Consider the following 23,627-nt stretch of genomic DNA (forward strand, 5'->3'; position numbering starts at 1 on the left):
TCGCTTCCACAACCGATAAAGAATCAGATTGTGAGTGGGGCATCCGTGAAGCGGATGAGTTTCAATCCTGCCACACAACCAAGCACAGAACAAGTCCGGGGTGTTGAAGTATGGGGATGATCCCGCTTGAGGCCGACCGCTTTTCGCTTGCCGCACCTTTGGGGTGATGAGTATTACTTTACGCAGGTTCCACAGAACGGGCAAATCGAGGCCGAATAGTGGCGTGTCGCACCCAACTTCCGCATGTTTTCGCGAGCATCACTACGCAGCACTCAGCGCATGATCGATCAACACCTCGGCCGCGGCGCGCGCCTGGCCCGCGGCCTCCCCCGAACCGGCGATGGCCGCGGTGGTCTGCGCACCCTCGGCCAGCAGCGCAAGCTGAGCCGCCAGAAGCGTGGGTGCACCCAGGTCATCGACGATCTCGGCCAATCGACGCTGGAACGACTCCTTGTGCTCGCGGACGATCCGGCGCACCTCGGCGTCCTCTCCCCCGAGCTCCCCGAAGGCGTTGATGAACCCACACCCACGGAAGCTGTCCTCACAGAACCAGTCGGCCAGATAGTCGTAGACGGCCAGGAGTCGCTCACGCGAGCCCCCCACCTCGGCCATGCGCGCCTCGACACCGTCGCTCCACTGCCGGTGCCGCTTCTCCAGCACCGCACGCACAATCGCATCCTTCGCCGGGAACTCCGAGTAGAGGCGGCGCAGCGACACCCCGGCGGCATCGCGCAGTTCGGCCATCCCCACCGCGGTAATACCCCGCTCATAGTAGAGCCGATCGGCGGTATTGATGATTGTTTCGGCAACGGATTCGGAGGTCATGCATTCATTGTACTTGCAATGAGAACGATCATTCTCTATAGTCGATTCCAGCAGCGAGAACGATCGTTCTCGCATCTGAACCCAAGGAGCACATCATGGCCCGCATTACCGTCGGCACCGAAAACAACATCGACATCGAGCTGCACTATGAGGATCGGGGCACCGGCACCCCCGTGGTCCTGATCCACGGATACCCGCTCTCGGGTACGTCCTGGGAAAAGCAGTCGGTTGCGCTCTTGGACGCCGGCTATCGCGTGATCACCTATGACCGCCGCGGCTTCGGACGCTCGAGCCAGCCCGGCACCGGATACGACTACGACACCTTCGCCGCCGACCTCAACGTGCTGATGGAGTCCCTGGACCTGCGCGGGGCAATCCTGATCGGGTTCTCGATGGGCAGCGGCGAGGTAGCCCGCTACCTGTCTCGCTATGGGAGTGACCGTGTGGCCAAGGCCGGCTTCTTCGGTTCGCTTGAGCCCTTCCTCACCCAGACCGAGGACAACCCCGGCGGTGCCGTACCGGCGAGCTTCTTCGAGGAGGTCTCGGCCACCGTCCGCGCCGACCGCTTCGCCTACTTCACCGCGTTCTACAACGACTTCTACAATCTGGATGAATTCCTCGGGTCCCGGATCAGCGAGGAGGCCGTCCGCGACAGCTGGAACGTGGCCGCCGGTGCCGGATTCATCGCCGCTGCCGCCGCACCGCTCACCTGGGGCACCGACTTCCGCGCCGATCTGCCGGCGATCACCGTGCCGACCCTGATCCTGCACGGCAGCGCCGACCGCATCCTCCCCGTCGAAGCAACCGGTCGCGCGTTCGCCGCCGCACTGCCCGCGGCCGAGTACGTGGAAATCGAGGGTGCGCCGCACGGCCTGCTCTGGACCCACGCCGACGAGGTCAACGAGGCCATGCTCGCCTGGCTGAGCCGCTAGGCACTCGGCCAGACGGCCCGGCTTCCCTGGGGAAGCCGGGCCGTCGTGGTTACTCGGTCACCTCGCGCGGGCTGGGTTCGCGCGCGAGCTTGCTTGGCCACCAGATCTTCGGACCGATGTCGTAGGCGAGGGCGGGGACCAAGAGCGAGCGCACGATTAGGGTGTCCAGCAGCACACCGAACGCCACGATGAACGCGATCTGCGCCAAGAACAGGATCGGAATCACCCCGAGCGCCGCAAACGTGGCCGCCAGCACGATTCCCGCCGAGGTAATCACCCCGCCGGTGACCGAGAGTCCACGCAGGATGCCCGGCCTCGTGCCGAAGCGCTTGGATTCCTCGCGCACCCGGGTCATCAGGAAGATGTTGTAGTCGATGCCGAGCGCGACCAGGAATACAAACCCGTAGAGCGGAACCGCGGGTTCCGCCCCGGGGAACTTGAACACCCCGTCGAACACCCAGGCCGAAACACCCAGCGCCGTGCCGAATGAGAGCACCACCGTGGCGATCAGGATGATCGGGGCCAGGATCGAGCGCAGCAGGAGCATCAGAATCAGCAGGATCACCACGAGCACAACCGGGATGATCAGGTTGCGATCGTGGGTGGCCGCGTCGTTGGTGTCGATCGCGGTCGCGGTTGTTCCGCCCACCCGGACCGGATCGTTGCCACCATCAAGCTCGGTGCGCAGGTCGCGGACCAGCTTCTCGGCCGCGTCAGAATCCGGTTCGGCATTCAGGGTGGCCTGGAGCAGGATGTGGCCGTCGGAAACGGTCGCGTCCACGGTGTTCGGCGCGGCCGGATTACCGGGGGCGGTGAACACCGCCGTGCCGTTCTGCACGGTCGCTGCGGCGGTTCCGCTCGGGGAGGCACTGGCGAGCGCCTGCACCTGACCGAGGCCGTCGTTTTTGCTCAGGGTTTCGATGACCTCGGCGGCGCGCGCGGTGGGGGCCAGCACCTGAATCGGGCTTCCCGATCCGCCGGGGAAGTGCTCGGCGAGCACCTTCTGCCCGTCGCGCGCGGGTGACTCGTTGAGCACCAGCGCACTCTGCGGAACGCCGGTGGCATTCAGCTGAGGGATCCCGATCCAGGCGGCGAGGAGCACCACGGTGCAGCCGATCCAGATCAGGCGCGGACGCTTGGTCACCGCGCGACCCACCTTCGGCCACCATCCGCGGGCGTCCGGTCCCGCGAGCACCGGATGGGCACTGCCGAATCGGGTGTTGCGCGGCCAGAATGCAACCCGCCCCGACATCAGCAGCAGCGCCGGGAGGAAGGTGAGGGCCGAGAGCACCGAGAACAGGATGCCGATCGCGGCCACCGGTCCCAGCGCGCGGTTGTTGTTCAGATCGCTCAGCAGCAGGCACAGCAGACCCGCGATCACGGTACCGCCGGAGGCCAGGATCGGTTCGATGCTGCCGCGCAGCGCAACCATCGTGGCATCCCAGCGCGACTGATGATCCCGCAGCGCCTCCCGATAGCGCGACACATACAACAGCGCATAGTCGGTGGCGGCACCGATCACCAGGATGAACAGGATCCCCTGCACCTGCCCGTTGAGCAGCACGATATTCGCCTTGGCCAGCCACCACACGGTGAGCAGCGCGGTGCACAGCGCGAACATCGAGGCCGCCAAGACCAGGACCGGAAGCAGCGGCGAACGGTAAACGATGACCAGGATCACAAACACCGCGGCGAGCGCGACCAACAGCAGCAGGCCGTCGATCCCGGCGAAGGCACCCACCAGATCGGTGGTGAAGCCGGCCGGGCCGGTGACATAGGCGGACAGGCCGGACGGCAGGTCCTTCGACAGCGTGGTGCGGAGCGCCGAGACAGTATCGCTCGCATCGGCGCTGTCGATCGGCACGAAGACGGTTGCAGCCTTGCCATCCTCGCTAAAGATTGCCGGAGACGGAGCCTCCGAGATGCCCGGGGTGCCCTTGATCGCGGCGGCGCGCTCGGAGATGAGGGCGCGGTCGGCCTCGGTCAGGGCGGAATCCCGGGCAATCACCAGGACCGCGGGAATCGCATCGGACTCGCTGAACCCGGGCAGTGCGGCGGCCACCTTGGTCGCGTCGGCGCTGGCCGGGAGGTAGCTGATCTGGTTGTTGGTGGAGACCTCGCTGACCTTGCCAAAGTAGGGTCCGCCGATCGCTCCGCCGGCAACCCAGAGGATGATCAGCACCGCCGGGAGCAGGATCCGCAACCACCGGGGCACACGCGAACCGGGAACGCGGTGGCCCGAGGATTTGGGTGTGGTGGGCTCCTCGGGTGCGGTGGACGCGGCGGGCGCGTCATCCGCGGGCCGGGTGATCGACTCGGCGCGGGCGGCGAGCGCATCGTCCGCGGGCCGGGTGATTGACTCGGCGCGGGTGGCGAGCGCATCGTCCGCGGGCCGGGTGATCGACTCGGCGCGGGCGGCGAGCGCATCGTCCGCGGGCCGGGTGATCGACTCGGCGCGGGCGGCCTCCACGGGAGCTTCGCCCGCGGGAGCCTCGCCCTCGGGTGCCTCACCCGCAGGAGATGTTCCACTCACGTCCGCACCCGGCCGCGCGCCGGCCGCCGCATGGGCGGCAAGAATCTCGGGGGTGATGATTGGGATCGCATGGGTGGGGGTGCGATCGGATTCGCGATTCGGATCCTTCTCATCGATGGGCCGGTCCGAACCGTGTCGGGGATTCACGCGTCTGTCACCTCACCGGAGTGGGCGAGGGAGGCGCCGCCCGAGCGCAGTTCCTCGAGGGCTCGGGCGCTGGCGTCGGCATCGACTCCGGCAACCAGGTCGGTGAGCACTCGCACGTCGAACTCGGCAGCGAGCGCATCCAGAGCGCTAGCGCGTACGCAGTGGTCGGTGGCGATCCCCACCACATCCACGGTGGTAATGCCGGCATCGCGCAGCACCTCGGGGATGCCGCGCACATCGGCCGGATCGGCGGCGTCCGGGGAACCGGCCGCGCCTTCAAACATCGAGTAGGCGGGAATACCCCGCCCCTTATACACGTGCACGGTGTCCGCGGGCAGGCGCAGCTCGGGGTGATAGTCGGCACCATCGGTGTCGGCGACGCAGTGCACGGGCCAGGTCGTCACGAAGTTGGGGGCCTCGCCCGCCGGGGCAAAGTGCCCACCGTTGCTATTGGTGGCATCATGCCAGTCTCGCGAAGCGACCACGAGCGCATACGCTCCCGGGTGGGATTCGAGGTGATTGCTCACGTTCCGTGCGAGGGCCGCGCCCCCGGAAACCGCGAGCGCACCGCCCTCGGTGAAATCGTTTTGTACGTCCACGATCAGCAGCGCCCGAGACATATGTCCCCCTTCAGCCAGGTGATACCACCCTAGTGGCGAAGTCTTCCGGCTTCCAGCCCAAAAACGTGGCGTTACGTGCCGGAAACATGGGCGGCGGGAATCGAGTCAGCGGTTTGAAAGCCCGTTGCCGCAGCGGTAGAACCCGGTGGCCACCGTGTCGATCCCCTGCCGGGCGGATTCGGAGACGCGTCCGGTGGCGTAGATCACAAAGGTCAGCGTGCTTCCATCGGCCGCGTCGATGAACCCCCCGAGCGTATAGGCGTTGGTGATCGACCCGGTTTTGCCCACGATATGACCGCGAGCAACCGCGTTGGGACCGGTGAAACGGTTGCTGTAGCCCAGGGTCCCGGTCTGGCCGGCCACCGCGAGCCCATCACGAATGAACCCGAGGTTTCCCTCCCGCGCCCCAATCTTCATATACAGACCGGCCAGATAGGACGGGGGTACCGCGTTGTTGGGGCTCATCCCCGAGGTGTCGGCGATGGTCAGGGCGGAGGTGTCCAGCCCGTAGGTTTTCAGCGCCTCGGGAATGGCCTGGGACACGGCGGCCAGGGTGTTTCCGGTTCCCATCTTGATCGCGACCTGACGACCCAGCATCTCGGCCAGGGTGTTATCGGAGGGGATCAGCATAAGCGGGATCAGGGCCGAGAGCGGGGCCGACTGGACGCTGGCCAGCTCGGTTGCGCCGGCACCCGCGGTTCCCGTGGAGGTTGATGCCCCGGGGAAGTAGGAGGCGAAGGCGTCGCCGGCACGGCCCACCGGGTCCTCCCCCCGGGGAGCGAGGAACACCTTGGGATCCGCGCGGTCGGCATCCACCTGCAGCGCGGTGATGTGCGAGAGCCAGCCCGCGCGCCGCTCGGTGGCCGGCCAGCTGGGATCCCAGGTGGGGCCGCCGAAGTAGGTGGAATCCAACAGGATGCGTCGCACGGGCTCGCGAATCCCCGCGGCGGTGCGCGCGGCGGTGACCTTCTTGGCCAGGTCGTCCAGGTGTGCGGCACCGGTGTAGACGGGCTCGGTTCCGGAGGGCAGCCGGCTCAGGGTCAGGTCTCCCCCACCCACCAGCACAATCGTGCCCGCGTCGGGGCCGCTCACCACGCGGGTGGAGGCCCGATAATCCGGGCCCAACACGTTCAGCGCGGCCGCGGCGGTGAGGATCTTCATCGAGCTCGCGGTCGCCCGCGGGGTGTCCTGGTCGCGTTCAAACAGGATCTCGCCGGTGGCGGCGTTGTACACCTGCGCCTGGAAGGTGCCCAGGCGAGGGTCATGAATCAGGTTCTCGACCGAGCAGGTGCGGGCGAATGCGGGCGGAGTCTGGGTCGGCACCGGACGCTCGGGAACCTCCGGAGTGGGCTCGGCGCTCGGCGCGGCAGCCTCGGCCGACGAGGGTGCGGAATCGGGGGTGCGGGCGATCGAACCGGAAACCGCGCCGGCGGCGATCACCGCGAGCGCGAGCCCACCGGCGAGGAGCCCGAGCGGGAGCGGACGCTGCCACCACACCCTACGCGGAGGTTCGGCGATGGTCGGGGTGCCCGGCTCGGTCTGCTGATCGTCCATAGAAGCGATCCTATCGGGGGCAATTTTGCGACATCGGCGGGGTTGCGTTTTTTGAATTGCCGAATGAGACGCTAAGCTCGTTCCCGGAACGGTGCGTGTGCACCCTCCGGCCGCCTTAGCTCAGTCGGTAGAGCGTTTCACTCGTAATGAAAAGGTCACGAGTTCGATTCTCGTAGGCGGCTCCACAAAAACCCCCGATCAGGATGCCTGATCGGGGGTTTTGCGTGATCGTGCGATTACCGGGACAGATACAGGCAGGTAACCGGCTGATATCCGGTGGTGTGCTGGGTGGCCACGATCTCACCGTCGATCCGGATCTCGCAGGTCAGGTTGCCGCGGGAACCATCGATGTTCTTGGCGAAAAGCACAAGCTTGTGGAACCCGGCGGCATCCTCGGCGCTCAGCGTTTGGGTGTCGTTCCAGGGAAGGGCGCGCGCGGTCGCATCGACATCCGCATCGGTATCGGTGCGGACCACCACGTTACGGATCAGCGCGGATCCGGCATCGCCGGTTACCGTGAATTCCACTCGACGCTCACCGTCGGTCCCCGTCTCGGTGGGCGATGCGGTTGCTCCCGGTTCAACCGGGGGCTCGGAGGCGATTCGGGCATCGGCGGACGCCGAGGGGGAGGCAGACGCGGATGCCGTGGCATCGGGTCTCGGCCCGGTCGCGCAGCCCGCGAGAAGCAGGACTCCCGCCGAGGCGAGGGCAACACCCGCCAGCATCCCAGAGCGAGCCAGACCAAAACCAAACCGTGTACGCATGCCTCCATCCTCGTCGCTTTCCCGACGCATCACGGGCAGGTGTCTGAGAACGAGTGTTTGGTAGTCGGCTGCGGCCGAGAAAACATAACAAAGCTCAGGCAGAACGGACGCGCCGAACGAACGCGGCGGATTCAGGGTTAACTTCCGGCAAACTCCGAGCATCCGCATGGTCGCGGTGATTACTTAGCCCTTTTAGGGGGCAAAATCCCCGTTTCCCACGAGCCCGGTCACCCGCCGTTCATTCCCATTCAACTCCCGCTGGTTAGCCTCCACGAGATGCCGGGGAACCCCGCCCCGCGCGCACATCCCCTCACACCTGGAGACAGAAATGGACACCCCCACGCACGAGAGCCTTCCCGGCTCGCGTCGCCCCGGACGCGCCCGTCGCGCACTCGCCACCCTCGGCGCGTTCTCGCTTCTGGCCGGACTGGCAACCGTCGGCGCCACCGCCGCGGTCGCCGCCCCGGATGCCCCGCTGATGACCAGCGCGACCACCTGGCGCTACTCGGAAAACAACACCGATCCCGCCGAGGGCAGCGCCGATCGCCTGGTGTGGACCCGCGCCGGATTCGACGACACCGCCTGGAAGAGTGCCGCCGGCAGCTTTGGCGCCAAGAACGGCAAGGCCACCGGTATCGGCCCGTACACCGCCTCGACGCTGCTCAACCAGTACATCGATGGCGTCGCCGCGCCGGATGTCAAGACCTACCACTTCCGCTCCAGCTTCCAGCTCAGCGCGCAGCAGCTCGCCGGCACCGCCAAGCTCACCGGAAACGTCACCTTCGATGATGCCGTCCAGATCTTTGTCAACGGCACCAAGGTTGCCGGTCTGGTCGAGGATTCCGACGCCAAGATCGAGGCGGCCCCCGAGGCCGAGCGCAACCTGATGTACGCGGGCGTGAATGCCGGCGACCCGGTGACCCGCGAATTCACCGTCCCCGCCACCGCCCTCAAGGCCGGCGAGAACACCATCGCGGTGGCGCTGTACCAGGACCGTGCCGCCAGCTCCGACATCTACTTCGACCTGACCTCGCTGGTCGCCGCGGCCCCCGAGCCCACCTCGACCCCCACGCCGTCGGACTCCGCGGCCCCCGCAAAGCTCAGCGACATCGTGCTGAGCGTCGGCTCAAACGAGTCCGGTCGCGGCCTCGCCTGGTACTCGGACATCGACACCGCGCAGGTCGCCCAGGTCGCGACCCGCGCCGCGCAGACCGGCAGCGCCTTCCCCGCGGCGGTCGCCAGCACCTTCCCCGCGAAGGGTGCCCAGACCACCAGCAAGGAATACAACCGCTTCGCCGACATCACCGGCCTGACCGAGAACACCGAGTATGTATACCGGGTCGGCAGCGAGGCCAACGGCTGGTCCAAGACCTACTCGTTCCGCACCCAGTCCTTCTCGGGCGACTACAACTTCCTGTTCTTCGGCGACCCGCAGATCGGTGCCTCCGGCAACACCAAGAACGACGAGGCCGGCTGGGTCGACACCGTCAACGTGGCCCAGGCCGCTCACCCCAACGCCGAAATGCTCTTCTCCGCCGGCGACCAGGTCGAGACCGCCGCCAACGAGGCACAGTACGAGTCCTTCCTCGCCCCCGAGCAGCTGCGCTCGATCCCGCTGGTTCCGGTCAACGGAAACCACGACGTCGGCTCCAAGGCCTACGAACAGCACTACAACGTGCCGAACCTCGACCCCAACGCTGGCAAGGCCACCTCGGCCACCTCCTCGGGCGGCGACTACTGGTTCATGCACAAGGGTGTCCTGTTCATGGTGCTGAACTCCAACAGCAGCGACTACGCCGCCCACGAGGCATTCCTGCGCAAGACCGTGGCCGAGCAGGGCGACAAGGCAACCTGGAAGGTGGTGGCCTTCCACCACTCGATCTACTCGGTGGCCTCGCACTGGAACAGCTCGCAGATCATCAACCTGCGTGCCGCGCTGCCCAAGGTCATCTCCGACCTCGGCGTGGACCTGGTTCTGCAGGGCCACGACCACTCCTACACCCGCACCTACCTGATCAAGGATGGCGTGGTCGCAAACCCCGATGAGGCCGCCGCCGCACCGCAGGTGACCGCAAACCCGGGCGAGGTCCTGTATGTGACCGCCAACTCGGCCAGTGGATCCAAGTACTACAACGTCACCAACCCCACCGCCTGGTGGGCCTCGGTCATCAACCAGGAGAAGGTGCGTAACTACTCCTCGATCGACATCACCCGCAACGCCATCACCGTCAAGACCATGCGCAGCCAGGCATTCGGCGACGAGAAGCCCGTGAACAGCGTGGTCGACTCGGTCACCCTGAAGCGCGTGGACACCGCGGCCCCGGTGATCACCGCCCCGACCGAGTCCGAGATTCACGCGGGCGAGGACTTCGACCCGATGGCCGGGATCACCGCCTTCGATCAGGAGGATGGCGATGTCTCCTCGAAGATCACCGTCTCCGGATCGGTGAACACCCGGGTTCCCGGTGTGTACACCCTGGTGTACACGGTGACCGACGCCGCCGGCAACGAGGCGACCTTCACCCGGACGATCACCGTCCTGGCCGCCGCGGAACCGACCACCACGCCGACCGCCCCGGGTACCGACCCGACCGCGCCGGGCACCGATCCCACCCAGCCGGGGAGCACCCCGTCGGCCTCGGCCGGTGTCACGGCGAGCAACGGCAATAATCTCGCCAGCACGGGTTCCGACCTGACGCTTCCCCTGGCCGGCGGTGCCGCGCTGCTGCTGATCATGGGTGCCGCGGTTCGCCTCCTGCGACGCGAAAACGCCGCCTAGCAGTCCCAACGGTGACCGCGGGCCCGAGAACATCTCGGGCCCGCGGTCGCCACCGTGTCATCCCCGGAGGAACCTCGTGCACCCCCAGCCCCGCACCGCCACCGCCACCGCCGCTACGCTCGCGACTACCGCCGCGAACGCGTCCGGCACTCATCGCCGCCCCCGGGTACACCGTTTCTCCCCGCGGGGCATGAAGCACGTCGCCCAGGGGCTGACCGAGGGCCGGAAACTCGGGCTCGACCTGGGACTAGGCTCGGGGGTCGGGCTGGCCCTGGGCCGGAGACTCTCGCTGGGTCTGGGACTCTCCCGAAGCGGGATCCTCGCGCTGAGTCTCGGCCTCTCCCTGGGCCTGGGACTCGCACTCACCGGGTGCGCGGGGATCCCCGATGCTACCGCTCCCACCGTTTCGGCGGCGGCGAGCGCAGACGCCGGGTCCGGCTCGGGCCCGCTGCCCACCGGGATGCCCTCCCCCGCCCGGCCCTCGGATGCGCACCGACCGGCACCCGGGTCCACCGTCGCCCCGCTCCCCGAGCCCGAGAGCGATGCCGCGGTGCCCGCGGGACTCCACATTCTGCTGATCGGATCCGGCAGCGAACACCCGGCGCTCCTCGCCGCCCTGCACGAGCGCGTTGCCGCGATCCAGGCCACCCTGACGGTGTGCGATCCGACCGGTTCCGCCGATCAATCGGCCGACGATCTGGTCTCCGCACAGCTGTCCCAACACCCCGATCTGGTGATGCTGCTGGGAGAGCGCGGAATCGATACCATCGACCGGGTATCCTCGGCCAACCTCGACCGGCGCTTTGTCATTCTCGGGGCCCAGCTCCCCGAGCCCACCCACAACGTCACTGCGGTGATCTGGCCCGGCGCCAGCGCGCGCGGGCTCTCGCCGGAAACGATTCCGCAGAATGATCCCACCGCAACCACCGAATCCCTCGAGGCTCGGTATGCGAAACGCGCGGTCAGCGAGGGAATCGCGGTGGCGACCACCGGGAACACCGGCTTCGTCACGGCACTCAGTGATTAATCAGTAAACACATGCCCCTCATTCAGGGGCGTTTTTACACATTTGCCTTGTGTGGATACTTACTGTTCTGTTAGTAAGTTAACGCTCGCTAATTCCGACGGTCGGAGCCGCCCCCAAGCAGCGAGCGAACCAACACACGAAGGAGTATGTTGATGCGTTTATCGTCCCCACCGAGCCGCGTCCGAGCGGTGATCGCCGGCGCACTCGGACTCTCCATGGTAGGAACCGGAACCTTTGCACTGGCGATCCCCGCTGCCGCCGCAGAGGTCTCGACAATTGTGACCGCGGGGAAAACGGCCAAGGCCACCTCAATCGAAGGCGACAACCCCGCCTCCAACGTCACCGACGGCGACTCCACTACCCGCTGGTCCAGCGAGTACCGCGACGGAGAATCGGTTCAGATCGACCTGGCCGCAACCTGCGTCATCGACAGGGTGGACCTGAACTGGGAGGGTGCCTTCGCCTCCGAGTACACGGTCTCGGGATCCACCGACGACAAAACCTGGCAGACCCTGGCCACCGGCACCGCAACCGGTGCCGGGCCGCAGAGCCTGAACAACCTCGCCGAGATCGGCGCGATCCGCCACCTCAAGGTGACCGGTGACAAGCGCGGGTCCGATTTCGGTATCTCGCTGTACACAGTGGACGGTTGGGGCCACTCCTGTGCCCCGCTGCCCGGGATCCCGACCCCGACCCCCGGCGGTCCCGGCACCCCCGGCCCCACCGAGCCGGTTGAAACCGAGCTGGGCACCCTGGTCTCGCGCGACGCCAAGGCATCCGCATCCACCACCGAAAACGGCGACCTCGCCCCCAAGAACGCCACCGATGGCAACCCCAAGACCCGCTGGTCCAGCCAGGCCGCCGATGGCCAGTGGATCACCGTGGACCTTGGAGCAACCTACCTGCTGGACGCCGTGGAGCTGGACTGGGAAACCTCCTACGCTCGCGGCTACGTTCTGGAAACCTCACTCAACGGCTGGACCTGGTTCCCGTATGAGTCGGTGACCGGCAGCGATGGTGGCCGCGATGTGATCACCAGCGATATGCACCCGCGCACCCGCTTTGTGCGCATGACCTCCACCGAGCGTTCGAGCCAGTTCGGCGTCTCGCTCTGGCACTTCAACGTGTACGGATCCGAGCGCGAGGAACTGCCCCCGCAGCACGGCGAGGGCGAGGGCCCCGGAGTCCTGCTGAGCTACAAGAAGACCGGCACCGCGTCCTCGAGCCAGAACGACCCGCAGTGTGTGGACTGCACCCCGGACAAGCTCTTCGATCAGGACCTGGCAACCCGCTGGGCCGTGGCCGAAAAGGACTGGTCCGACAACGCCTGGGTCCAGGTGGATCTCGCCGCCCGGGCCGAGATCTCGCAGATCGTCCTGCGCTGGGACCCCGCCTTTGCCAAGTCGTACTCGATCGAGGTTGCCGACTCCCCCACCGGTCCCTGGACCACCGTCTATAAGACCGTGGGTGGTACCGGAGGCAAAGAGGTCATCAACATCGATACCACCGCCGGCCGCTATGTTCAGGTCAACATGACCGAGCGCACCGTGGGCTGGGGTGGCAATAAGTACGGATTCTCCCTCTACGAGTTCCGCGTTTACGGCACCGGCGGCGACCCGATCTTCCCGCCCGCCGGCCCCGCCGACCCTGACTTCGACAACCTGAAGCTGGTCTGGAGCGACGAGTTTGACGGCGCCGCCGGAACCGCCGCGGATGACAGGAAGTGGACCCTGGACCACACCGCCAACCCCGGTGACAACAACAACGCCGAGCTGCAGCTCTACACCGCCGACACCAATAACGTGCGTCACGACGGCACGGGCAACCTGCTGATCGAAGCCAAGGTGGAGGACTTCCACGGTGCCAAGTTTTACTCCTCCGGACGCCTGAACACCTCGCATAAAGTCTCCGCCCAGTACGGCCGCTTTGAGGCTCGCGTCAAGGTTCCCGAGGGCAAGGGTCTGTGGCCCGCGTTCTGGATGATGGGCACCTCGTTCCTGGAGGGCCGCCCGTGGCCCGCCAACGGTGAGATCGACATCATGGAGGTGCTCGGTCACGCCCCCGAGGAGACCCACGGAACCGTTCACGGTCCGGGATACTCGGGCATGGGTGGCCAGGGTGGCGCATTCACCCTGCCGGACAAGACCAACCTGAGCAAGGACTTCCACGTGTGGTCGGCCGACTGGAACAGCGAGAAGATCACCTTCCGCTTGGACGGTCACGATGTGTACACGGTGACCCGCGACCACGTGGAGAACACCCTGAACCAGGCGTGGGTCTTCGACCAGGAGTTCTACATCATCCTGAACCTCGCCGTGGGTGGCGACTGGCCCGGTAGCCCGGATAAGGACACCAGGTTCCCGGCCGAAATGCTGGTGGACTACGTTCGTGTGTTCCAGTCCGAGGGTTCGGGCAAGTTCACCGCCCTGCACCCGGTGACCCTGCCGGGAGCACACCCCACCGACGGCACCCCCGGCGTGGGCACCCCGATCTCGACCGGACCGGTCGCGGATGATTCGGTCACCCCAGCCTCCGGCACCTCGGCCAGCGGCGCACGCGCCCTGGGCGAGACCGGTGCTCCCGCGGGTCCGCTGACCCTGATCGCGCTGCTGCTGGTGATCGGCGGGGTAGGAACGCTCTTCCTGGCTCGTCGCGAGCTCGTACGCGTGCGCGCCCTCGCCGGCTAAACCGGCACTCGGGTCGGGGCGAGTCGACTCTCCCCGCCCCTCACCGGGCGGCGGCCGGAGGTTTTTCCTCCGGCCGTCGCCGCATTCCGGCGAAGACCAACCCGGTGCGCTAGCGTGTGTGACACACGCTTTTGCCACGGCACGGGAGAGGACACCATGACCGACACCGGCATTCCCTGGAGTCTCGAGGATACCCGACGGCAGATTCGGGTTCCCACCTCGACCGACGATAAGTATCGTCGCGGCGTCCTGGGCGTTCGAACCGGATCGGTTCGCTATCCCGGTGCCGCGGTGCTCGGGGTCGAAGCCGCGCTGCACACCGGGGTGGGGATGGTGCGCTATGTGGGTCCGGACTCCGTGGGGCACGCGGTCCTGGCCCGGCGGCCCGAGGCGGTGCTGGGTTCGGGACGGGTGCAGGCACTGCTGATCGGGTCCGGGATGGAGCCGCTAGATCCCGAGGGGGCCGACGCGCGCGCCCTCGCCGACGCCCTGGAGACGGGGATCCCGGCGATCCTGGATGCCGGAGCGATCGGGCTGGTGGCGCACCACCCGGGTGCACGGTTACTCCTCACCCCGCATGCCGGCGAACTCGCCGGGCTGTTTCTTGCCCACCCGGATGAGCGACGTCACGAGGGCATCCCCGACACCCCGGAGGGCCTGCGCGCCTGGATCGAGGCGCGTCCCGAACTGGCCGCCAGCTGCGCCGCCGAGCGCTGGGGTGTGAGCGTCCTGCTCAAGGGTGCCCACACGGTTGCGGCCGCTCCGGGTGAGGCGGCGCTCCTGCTTCCCGCGGCCACGCCCTGGCTCGCCAGCGCGGGCACCGGGGACGTTTTGGCCGGGGCGATCGGGGCGCTGGCGGCGTCGGGTTTCGGTTCGGGCTCGGGTCCGGGTTTCGGCTCGGATTCCGTTGCGGCGTCGGCTTCCGGTTCGACGGAGCTGACCCCCTCGCTGGCGCGGATCGCCGCAGCCGGTGCCCACCTGCACGCCCTCGCCGCCGAGCGGGCCTCCGCCGGCGGACCGCTGCTCGCACTTGACCTCGCCCACGCCCTGTCCGAGACCGTGGCCGAGGTCCTTCGCACGGCCTAGCCCGAATCCTCGCCGGGCGCTTTTACGCTACTCGGAGTCTCGAATGCGACGGGCAAAGCTCGACACCCGTTCGGCCAATACCCCGATCCGACGCTCGCGTTCGGCATCCCGATCGAAGCCCACATAGGCCAGGGTCGGCAGCGCGCGCACGTTGCGGTTGCACTCGAAGCTCTCGCACACCAGGGTGCCCACGGTATTTCCCGCGCGTCCGGCCTTGCCTCCGCGTCGGGCCGAGAAGAACACCACCTCATTGGGGAGGTGCACATCCTCGCACCAGGCACACTGCGGCCGGGTGCGCGTGCGCGCCTCGGTCTGCCGCAGCAAAACACCCACGGGTTCCCCGTCCACCTCGGCGATCATGAAGCCCAGGGTGGGCGATTTGGGGTCACGCCAGCCGAGGTAGGTCAGCGCCGCCCAGTCGATCTGGTCGAGTTCGGCGGGCAGGGCGATCGCCTTACGCTCGCTCTGGCTGGTGTTGACGAATGCGGCTCGGATATCCCGTTCACTCAGCGGCTGCATGAATTCCATTCCTTCGAAAGTTGTGGGTGGTTTTCCGGTGAATCCGGGCGTTCCTCGCGTGGGAACCTCGTTAGTCTACACCCATTAGACCGATGGATCCAGGCCGGGGTCTTGTATCGAGCAGCCAGTCAACATAGAGTGCCAGGACACGGGCAATGCGGCTCCTGTATTCGCCTCATCGCCCCCGGTTCGAGAGAAGTGGAGTACCCCCGTTGATACACACCGATATTCCGACCCAGGCCGAGATTGTGACCCTCGCCACCGCGCGTGAACCCGGCAGCATCTCACTCTTTATGCGCACGAGTCCGGTTCCCGCCCAAAATGAATCCGCGCCGGTCGAGTTTGAAAATCTCGCCAAGGCCGCCCTCGAGCAGCTGCGCACCACACACTCGGGTGCCGCGGGGCGCGACATCCTGGCCGGACTCACCGAGCAGATCGACGATCTGCTCGGTGATGCTTTTTTCTGGCGGCACCTCTCCCACAGCATCGCCGCCTACATCACCCCCACCTCGCTGCGCACCTACCGACTGCCCAATCACCTGGCCAACGCGGTGGAAATCTCCGACCGCTTCCATCTGAAGCCGCTGCTGCGCGCGGTCACCTTCCCGCACACCGCGTTTGTGCTGGCCCTGTCGCAGAACTCCGCGCGGCTGATCGAGGTCACCGCGGACGCCCCGGCGCACGTGCTCGACGTCCCCAACCTCCCCACCGACGCCATCGATGCCCTGGCGGTGCCCTCGATCTCGGGGCGCTCCCCCAACGGCAAGATCGAGGGGTCGGAGGGCAAGAAGGTTCGCCTTCGCCAGTATGCCCGCGCCGTGGACAAGGCGCTGCGACCGTTCCTGACCGGGCGTAATACCCCGCTGATCCTCGCCGCGACCGAACCCCTGCTGGGCATTTATCCCTCGGTCAACAGCTATCCCGCCCTCAGCCGCGATGTCATCGAGGGCAACCCGGACACGCTGAGCCCCGCCGACCTCGACGCGCGGGTGCGCCCGATCCTCGACCGCTACTACGCCGAGCGGGTGGCGGCCGAACGGGAGCGCTTTGACGCGCTGGTCTCGGCGGATCGCACCTCCACCGAGATCGACACCATCGCGCGGGCCGCCACATTCGGGGCGGTGGAAACCCTGGTGGTGGACATCGACTACATCCTGCCCGGAACCGTGGATGAGGAATCCGGCGCCGTGGTCCTGGATCGCGGAGACTCCCCCGATGCCTACGGTGTAATCGACGAGGTGGTCCGCCGGGCGCTGCTCAGCGGTGGCCGAGTCTGGGCCGTACGCGCCGCGGATATGCCGGACGATACCGGGGTGGCGGCGATCCTTCGCTTCGCCCCGGCCGCCTAACCCGGCGCGCATTAACGGTGCGGGCGACCTCCCTGGGAGGTCGCCCGCACCGTTGATGTTTGCTCGGCCACGCGCCGCGGAACGCTATCGTTCTCGCGCCGCATGCTCGCTATCTGCAGCGGGGATCCGAGGACGGAACCTTTCCGTCGATAAAGAAGTCATCCACGGTGGAGTTGATGCACTTGCTGCCCTTGTTATAGGCGGTGTGTCCCTCGCCCTGATACGTCACCAGGTGGCCCTTCTCCAGCTGCTTGGCCAGCGACTGCGCCCACGCGTAGGGGGTGGCCGGGTCGTTGGTGGTGCCGATGACCAGGATGTCCGCGGAACCCTGGGCATGAATCGGGCCACGCTCGGCGCCGTCGGGATACGGCCAGTTGGCGCACAGCACGTCGCCGTAACTCATGTACTTACCAAAAATGGGTGCCCGCGCCTCGATCTTCGCGGCCTCCTGCTCCATCACCGCCGGGTCATCGTTGGAGGGATAGTCCCGGCAGTTATAGGCGTTGAACGCGTCATTGGAGTTGGAGGTGTATGTCCCCGAGGCGTCGCGGTCGAAGTACATATCCGCGAGGTAGAGGGCGTAGTCCGCGTCCCCGGCCATGACCGAGGTGAACAGGTCGCTCAGGGCGCTCCAGTTATTCGGGGAGTAGAGCGGGAAGATGATCGCCGTCATCAGGGTCGACGATCCGACCTTGCGCCCGTCCTTCCCCTTGAGCGGGCTGGCATCCACCGATTCCAGCAGATTGGAGATCGTGCTCATCGCCGATTCCACGTCCCCGCGGAACGGGCATTTGGATCCGGTCAGGCAGTCGGCCAGATAGGCCCGCAGCGCGCTTTCGAAACCCGCAGCCTGGGTCGCGGAGACCTCGGTGCTGCTCACGGCCGGGTCGATCGCCCCGTCCAACACCAGCCTTCCGGTGTTCTTCGGATACAGCTCCGCATAGGTGGCTCCGAGGAAGGTGCCGTAGGAGTATCCCAGATAGTTGAGTTTGGGGTCGCCCACCAGCGAGCGAATCAGGTCCATATCCCGGGCCGAATTGACGGTGGTGATGAACTCAAGTTCGGGACCGGTGTTCTTCTTGCAGGCCTCACCATAGGTGCGGGCCTGGGTGCGGGCAGCGTCGAGCCAGCCGTCCTGACCGGGACGCGGCTGAGTGGTGTCAAACAGGAACTTATCGGTGTCTCGATCCGAGAGGCACTTGACCGGGGAGGATTCGCCCACGCCGCGCGGGTCAAAGCCGATCACGTCAAAGCGGGACTGCAGGGTCTTGTCCACGGCAAAGTCGAGGCTGTCCTTGACCAGTTCCACGCCGGAGCCACCGGGACCGCCGGGATTCACCAGCAGCGAGCCGATCCGGTTCGATCCGGTCGCCGCCGACCGGACCAGGCTGAGGGTCAGATCCCCGGCGCCGGGGTCCTCCCAGTTCATCGGGGTCTTGATGTCTGCACAGCTGAGCTTCGAACCACACTCTCGCCAGCTCACCTCCTGACCGTAGAAGGAGCGCAGGTTCTCGGCCACCTCGGTCGCGGGCAGCGGGCTGGGAGCGCCCTTCCCGGTGCTGCTCGGCAGAAACGCGGTCACGCAGCCGGTGAGGGTCAGCCCGGCGGCAACCACCAGGGCAAGGGTGCCCATCACGCGGCGGCGGGTTTGATTGGGTCGATGCACGAGACTCCTTGGGTTGTCCGCTCCGGGCGGCTCGGATGGGTTAGCGGATCGCGGTCACAAGCATGGCTTCAAGGGCGAGGGTGGGCGTGATGTTGGCCCCGATGCGCTCGCGCGCCTCCCGGATCGCCTCCATCGTGTGCAGCGTGGTTTCCGGGGTGGAGGACTGCGCCACCTCACGGATCTCGCGCGTCAGTTCGGTGTTGATCAGGCCCTCGACCCGACCGAGCTGCTGCATTAGCAGGTCGCGGTAGAGCGAGAGCAGGTCGGTGAGAATCCGATCGACCCCGTCGATCAGGCCACGCTTCGCCCGTCGTTTCTGGTCGTTTTCCAGGTCGCGAAGCGGCGCCCGCAGCGCCGGCGGAATGGTCCCCCCGGGTTCCACGCCGAGGGAGCGCAGTACCCGCTCGCGCTCCTGTTCGTCCCGCTCGCCGGTGTAGGCCTTGGCATCGGCACCGGCAATTTCTACCAGGCGTTGCGCCATGACCACGGCGTCGGACACGTCGCGGATATCCAGGACCGCGCGCAGGGTGTCCTCGCGCCGGGCCCGCGCATCGGCATCGGTGGCGAGACGGCGAGCCATGCCGATGTGGCTCTGCGCCAGGCGTGCGCTCTGCTCGGCCAGGTCTCGATCGATGCCGTCGCGGGTGTGCAAAAGCTCGGCGATGTCGGCGACGGAGGGGGTGCGCAGTCGCACCGAGCGCACGCGGGAGCGAATGGTGGGCAGGAGGTCGGCCTCGCTGGGTGCGCAGAGAATCCACACGGTTTCCGCGGGGGGCTCCTCAAGTGCCTTGAGCAGGGTGTTGGAGGTGCGCTCGATCATTCGGTCGGCATCCTCGACGATGACCACCCGGTAGCGTGAAATCGAGGGTGCGTAATACGACCGGCGCACGGTTTCCCGGACGTCTTCGATCTTGATGGTCATCGCGGTGGTGGACAGCGCGGTGAGGTCCGGATGGCTGCGCGCGGCCACCTGAGCGATCGTGTCCGCATCGCCGTCCACCTGGGTGCTGAGCAGCGCGGTCGCGAAGGCGTAGGCGAGGTTGGAACGTCCCGATCCGGGCGGCCCGGTAATCAGCCAGGCATGGGTCATGGTGTCGCCACCGTCCGCGGGCCCCCCGGCGGCCGCACGCAGCGTCGCTACCGCTTCGGGTTGCCCCACAATTTCATCCCACACCGACATGTTCCCAGCCTACCGGGCCGGGACCGAACGTGGGCCGTGCGGGACCAAGCCCGCGCGTGTGCGTTCGGGTTCGAGTTCGACGGATCGGACTCGAGGTTCAAATCGAGGTCGAGATCGAGTTCGGCTGATCGGATTCAGGTCCGAGTTCGGGCCCTCGGTTGTGCTACGCGGCAAGCAGCGCCGAAACCCGCTCACGAATTCGGGCGGCAAGCTCCTCGATCGAGAGGGTGGCGTCCAGCACCAGGAAGCGGGCGGGTTCGGCCGCCGCAAGCTCGAGGAAGACGCCGCGCACGCGGCCGTGGAACGCACTCTTTTCGGCTTCAAGCCGGTCGAAACGAGTGCGGGCACTATCGAGGCGCTCGCGAGCATTCTCGGGATCGAGGTCGAGCAGGATGGTCAGATCCGGCCAGAGGTCTCCACTCGCCCACACCGAGAGCGCTCGTACCTCCTCGATGCCGAGCGCACGACCGGCACCCTGATAGGCGAGGGATGAGTCGATGTAGCGGTCCTGCAGCACGACTTCACCGCGTTCCAACGCGGGCCGAATCTTGGTGTCGATGTGCTGCGCGCGGTCGGCCGCATAGAGCAGTGCCTCGGCGCGGGAGGAGATTTCTCCCCGGTGGTGCAGCACGATTTCGCGCAGCTGCTCGCCCACCTCGGTGCCACCGGGCTCGCGCGAGCGCAGGGTGGTCGCCCCGCTCTCGTGCAACCAGGCGTCCAACAGCTCGGCCTGAGTTGTCTTACCACTGCCATCCCCACCCTCAAAGGTGATGAACAGCCCCCGGGTCGCCACTAGGCCTCCGGGTCCGCCGCGGCCGCCTTGGCGGCGGCAGCTGCGGTCTTGGTAGCGGAGGACTTAGCCGTGGTCGACTTTGCGGTGGCAGTTTTCGCGGCGGTGGCCTTGGCTGCGGTGGTCTTGGCCGGGGCCTTGGTGGCGTCCGCGGTCTTAGCCGTGCTGGCCTTGGCCGCGGTCGTCTTAGCCGCGGTGGTCTTGGTTGCTGCCGCCTTGGTGGTCGCAGCCTTGGCCGTTGCTGCCTTGGTTGTTGCTGCCTTTTTCGCCGGGGCTTTCTTCGCCGGAGCTTTCTTGGCGGGAGCCTTCTTGGCCGCGGTCTTCCGCGGCGTTGCCGGTCCCTTCGCTCGCTTGAGGGCGAGCAGCTCGACGGCACGCTCGAACGTGATCTCCTCAACCGATTCGGCCTTGGGGATGGTCGCGTTGGTGGTGCCATCGGTCACGTAGGGCCCGAACCGGCCGTCCTTAACCTTGATCGGCTTTCCGCTTTCGGGGTCCTCGGCGAACTCCTTCAGCGCGCTGGAAGCGCGACGCGCGCCGTACTTGGGCTGCGCATAGATTTCCAGGGCACCGGCCAGATCGATGTCGAAGATCTGGTCCTCAGAGGTCAGCGATCGGGTTTCGCTGCCCTTTTTCATATACGGTCCGAAACGGCCGTTCTGGGCCAGGATTTCCTCGCCGCTTTCGGGATCGGTGCCGATAACGCGGGGCAGGTCCAGCAGCTGGAGCGCGGTCGCCAGGTCGATCGTGTCCAGGGACATGCTCTTGAACAGCGATGCCGTGCGCGGCTTGGGAGCCGCGGCAGCCTTCTTGGTGCTCTTCTTGGGCGGCTCAATAACCTCGCCCGTGGCCGAGTTCACCTCGGGCTCGGGTTCGGGATCAACCTCGCTCACGTAGGGTCCGAAGCGACCGTCCTTGGCGACGATTTCCTTGCCGTTTTCGGGGTTTACACCCACGATTCGATCGGTGAGCACGGGTGCATCAATGAGTTCCTGTGCCTTCTCGGCGGTGAGCTCATCGGGTGCCAGGTCCTCGGGGATGTTGACTCGACGCGGGGTCGCCTCGGGATCGGCGCCCTCCTCGCGCACCTCGAGGTACGGGCCGTAGCGACCGATACGCAGCGTGATGTTGTCGGTGAGGTGGATCGAGTTGATCTCACGCGCATCGATCTCACCGAGGTTGTCGATCACCTGGCGCAGACCCTCGCGGCTGTCGCCTCCGAAGTAGAAGGACTTCAGCCAGTCGGTTCGGTCCTGCTCGCCGGCGGCGATGCGGTCCAGGTCGCCCTCCATCGAGGCGGTGAAGTCATATTCCACCAGGCTGCCAAAGTGTTCCTCCAACAACCGAATCACCGAGAAGGCAATCCAGGTGGGGATAAGCGCCTGACCGCGCTGGCTCACATATCCACGATCCATGATCGTGGCGATGGTCTGTGCATAGGTCGAGGGACGCCCGATACCCAGCTCTTCCAGGGTCTTCACGAGGCTGGCCTCGGTGAAGCGCGGCGGCGGGGTCGTCTCGTGCCCCTTAGCCTCAACCTCTTCCAGCGCCACGGTCTGGCCCTCGGTCAGCTGGGGAAGCTTGGCTTCCTTGGCGGCGGCGTCGCCCCCGCGCTGCTCGTCCTGACCCTCTTCATAGGCCTGGAGGAAACCACGGAAGGTGATGACCGTTCCACTCGCGGTGAACTCGGCTTCCTGACCCTCGACGGTGGCCGCAAGGGTCACGGTCGCGGTCTGTCCCTTGGCGTCGGCCATCTGTGAGGCGACGGTGCGCTTCCAGATCAGTTCGTACAGGCGGAAGTCGTTTCCGCTGAGCGAGGACTTGAGCGACGCGGGCGTCCGGAAGTGATCTCCCGAGGGACGAATTGCCTCGTGGGCTTCCTGGGCATTTTTCGACTTGCCCGAGTACAGACGAGGCTTGTCCGGGATGCTGTCGGCACCATACAGGCTGGTTGCCTGGTCGCGGGCGGCGTTGATCGCCTGCGAGCTGAGCGACGGCGAGTCGGTACGCATATAGGTGATGTACCCGTTTTCGTACAGCGACTGTGCCACGCTCATGGTCTGACGCGCGGAGAAGCGCAGCTTACGCGCGGCCTCCTGCTGCAGGGTCGACGTGGTGAACGGTGCAGCCGGACGACGCGAATACGGCTTGGTTTCCAGCTTGGAAACCCGGGTGATGGTCTCCGGAGCCTGGAGAGCGTCGGCTAGCTTTGCGGCGCTGGCGGCATCGAGTTGGCGGGCGCTGCCGGTCAGCACACCGCGGTCGGAGAAGTCGCGACCGCTGGCGATCCGTTCGCCATCGAGGCGGACGAGGCGAGCCTCAAACCGGGTCGGGTCCTCGGCGGCGGCAACCTGGACGGCGATGTCCCAGTAGTCGGCGGAGATGAATGCACGACGTTCCTTCTCCCGCTCGACGATCAGTCGGGTCGCGGCAGACTGCACTCGACCGGCGGACAGGCTCGGGCCCACCTTGCGCCAGAGCACCGGCGAAACCTCATAACCGTAGATACGGTCGAGAATGCGGCGGGTCTCCTGTGCATCCACCAGGGCCACATCGAGATCACGAGTGTTGTCCTTGGCGGCCAGGATGGCGTCCTTGGTGATTTCGTGGAACACCATGCGGCGTACCGGGACCTTTGGCTTGAGTACCTGCAGCAGGTGCCAGGCGATGGCCTCTCCTTCGCGGTCCTCATCAGTTGCGAGGAGCAGCTCGTCGGCATCCTTGAGCGCACGCTTGAGATCCGCGACGGTCTTCTTCTTGGTATCGGAGACCACATAGTAGGGTTCGAAGCCGTTATCGACGTCCACGGCGAACTTGCCCATGCCACCCTTTTTCAGGTCGGCGGGCAGGTTTTTGGGTTCGGCAAGGTCACGGATGTGGCCTACCGAGCTCAAGACTTCATAACCGTCTCCGAGATACCCGGCGATCGATTTCATCTTGGTCGGCGACTCTACGATGACCAGCTTTTTCGTGTTGGACACCCGGCTCCTTTCGTCAGGCACACCATACACACCTAGACCGTGTGTGGGCCGTATTGGCTCTTGATGGAACACCCCTATGATCCTCCTATTTATACATGAGTGTGTTGAGGCGGCGAATTTCGAAGGGTTCCACGACGGCTAACGTCGTCGAGGTCAAGGTCATTCCCCTGCCGTCCCGGCACCGTTAT

General features: G+C 66.4%; 16 protein-coding genes and 1 tRNA gene. 7 read left to right on the plus strand and 10 right to left on the minus strand.

The genetic code is table 11. The features are described 5' to 3' along the window. Nucleotides 1-261: 261 nt before the first annotated feature. Nucleotides 262-825, minus strand: coding sequence for a TetR/AcrR family transcriptional regulator (locus IE92_RS0115625; protein ID WP_030149432.1), 564 nt, complete (start codon nt 823-825; stop codon nt 262-264). A 95-nt stretch (nt 826-920) separates the two neighbouring features. Here IE92_RS0115625 and IE92_RS0115630 point away from each other — a divergent pair, with 95 nt between their 5' ends. Further along, nucleotides 921-1,757, plus strand: coding sequence for an alpha/beta fold hydrolase (locus IE92_RS0115630; protein WP_030149433.1), 837 nt, complete (start codon nt 921-923; stop codon nt 1,755-1,757). Between the two features lie 49 nt (nt 1,758-1,806). Here the strand turns inward: IE92_RS0115630 and IE92_RS0115635 are convergent, their stop codons facing one another. The 3 genes from IE92_RS0115635 to dacB all read right to left on the minus strand — a co-directional run bounded on the left by IE92_RS0115635 (nt 1,807) and on the right by dacB (nt 6,611). Next, nucleotides 1,807-3,972 (minus strand): MMPL family transporter, encoded by a 2,166-nt coding sequence (locus tag IE92_RS0115635; protein ID WP_043322403.1) that lies wholly within the window; start codon nt 3,970-3,972, stop codon nt 1,807-1,809. A gap of 461 nt (nt 3,973-4,433) precedes the next feature. Continuing rightward, nucleotides 4,434-5,057: an isochorismatase family protein gene (locus IE92_RS0115640; RefSeq protein WP_030149435.1), complete on the minus strand. Its 624-nt coding sequence runs from the start codon at nt 5,055-5,057 to the stop codon at nt 4,434-4,436. Between the two features lie 105 nt (nt 5,058-5,162). Further along, nucleotides 5,163-6,611 carry a D-alanyl-D-alanine carboxypeptidase/D-alanyl-D-alanine endopeptidase gene (gene dacB / locus IE92_RS0115645; protein WP_081864206.1) on the minus strand — a complete coding sequence of 483 codons (1,449 nt, stop codon included), beginning with the start codon at nt 6,609-6,611 and terminating at the stop codon, nt 5,163-5,165. Nucleotides 6,612-6,720: 109 nt separating this feature from the next. On the opposite strand from dacB, the gene IE92_RS0115650 reads away from it, so the two are divergent. Next, a tRNA-Thr gene (locus tag IE92_RS0115650) sits at nt 6,721-6,796 on the plus strand. 51 nt (nt 6,797-6,847) lie between these two features. On the opposite strand, the gene IE92_RS16955 is transcribed toward IE92_RS0115650, so the two are convergent. Then, nucleotides 6,848-7,375 (minus strand): hypothetical protein, encoded by a 528-nt coding sequence (locus tag IE92_RS16955; RefSeq protein ID WP_043322397.1) that lies wholly within the window; start codon nt 7,373-7,375, stop codon nt 6,848-6,850. Between the two features lie 328 nt (nt 7,376-7,703). Between IE92_RS16955 and IE92_RS0115660 the strand changes: the two genes are divergently transcribed. The 4 genes from IE92_RS0115660 (at nt 7,704) to IE92_RS0115675 (ending at nt 14,954) form a co-directional block, all read left to right on the plus strand. Beyond that, nucleotides 7,704-10,154 (plus strand): immunoglobulin-like domain-containing protein, encoded by a 2,451-nt coding sequence (locus tag IE92_RS0115660; protein WP_051702058.1) that lies wholly within the window; start codon nt 7,704-7,706, stop codon nt 10,152-10,154. A gap of 76 nt (nt 10,155-10,230) precedes the next feature. After that, on the plus strand, nt 10,231-11,181 hold the full coding sequence (locus IE92_RS0115665) for a hypothetical protein (RefSeq protein ID WP_030149438.1): 951 nt from the start codon (nt 10,231-10,233) through the stop codon (nt 11,179-11,181). A 152-nt stretch (nt 11,182-11,333) separates the two neighbouring features. Beyond that, a complete protein-coding gene (locus IE92_RS0115670) occupies nt 11,334-13,868 on the plus strand; it encodes a discoidin domain-containing protein (protein WP_162178523.1) in 2,535 nt (844 codons plus the stop codon). 156 nt (nt 13,869-14,024) lie between these two features. Continuing rightward, nucleotides 14,025-14,954 (plus strand): ADP-dependent NAD(P)H-hydrate dehydratase, encoded by a 930-nt coding sequence (locus IE92_RS0115675; RefSeq protein ID WP_030149440.1) that lies wholly within the window; start codon nt 14,025-14,027, stop codon nt 14,952-14,954. Nucleotides 14,955-14,981: 27 nt separating this feature from the next. On the opposite strand, the gene IE92_RS0115680 is transcribed toward IE92_RS0115675, so the two are convergent. Then, a complete protein-coding gene (locus tag IE92_RS0115680; RefSeq protein WP_030149441.1) occupies nt 14,982-15,473 on the minus strand; it encodes an FBP domain-containing protein in 492 nt (163 codons plus the stop codon). A 212-nt stretch (nt 15,474-15,685) separates the two neighbouring features. On the opposite strand from IE92_RS0115680, the gene IE92_RS0115685 reads away from it, so the two are divergent. Beyond that, nucleotides 15,686-16,822, plus strand: a complete 1,137-nt coding sequence (locus IE92_RS0115685) for a baeRF11 domain-containing protein (protein WP_030149442.1) — start codon at nt 15,686-15,688, stop codon at nt 16,820-16,822. Between the two features lie 109 nt (nt 16,823-16,931). Here the strand turns inward: IE92_RS0115685 and IE92_RS0115690 are convergent, their stop codons facing one another. The 4 genes from IE92_RS0115690 to topA all read right to left on the minus strand — a co-directional run bounded on the left by IE92_RS0115690 (nt 16,932) and on the right by topA (nt 23,439). Next, a complete protein-coding gene (locus tag IE92_RS0115690; protein WP_030149443.1) occupies nt 16,932-18,488 on the minus strand; it encodes an alpha/beta hydrolase in 1,557 nt (518 codons plus the stop codon). A gap of 40 nt (nt 18,489-18,528) precedes the next feature. After that, on the minus strand, nt 18,529-19,668 hold the full coding sequence (locus tag IE92_RS0115695) for a DNA polymerase III subunit delta' (protein WP_030149444.1): 1,140 nt from the start codon (nt 19,666-19,668) through the stop codon (nt 18,529-18,531). A gap of 163 nt (nt 19,669-19,831) precedes the next feature. After that, entirely contained in the window at nt 19,832-20,461 is a 630-nt protein-coding gene (tmk, locus tag IE92_RS0115700) for a dTMP kinase (protein WP_030149445.1), read from the minus strand. Continuing rightward, nucleotides 20,461-23,439: a type I DNA topoisomerase gene (gene topA, locus IE92_RS0115705; protein WP_030149446.1), complete on the minus strand. Its 2,979-nt coding sequence runs from the start codon at nt 23,437-23,439 to the stop codon at nt 20,461-20,463. The genes tmk and topA overlap by 1 nt, the downstream gene beginning before the upstream one ends. Nucleotides 23,440-23,627 lie beyond the last annotated feature (188 nt).

Origin of the sequence: Mycetocola saprophilus, from assembly GCF_000718085.1 — a bacterium.
Classification (GTDB): Bacteria; Actinomycetota; Actinomycetes; order Actinomycetales; family Microbacteriaceae; genus Mycetocola; species Mycetocola saprophilus.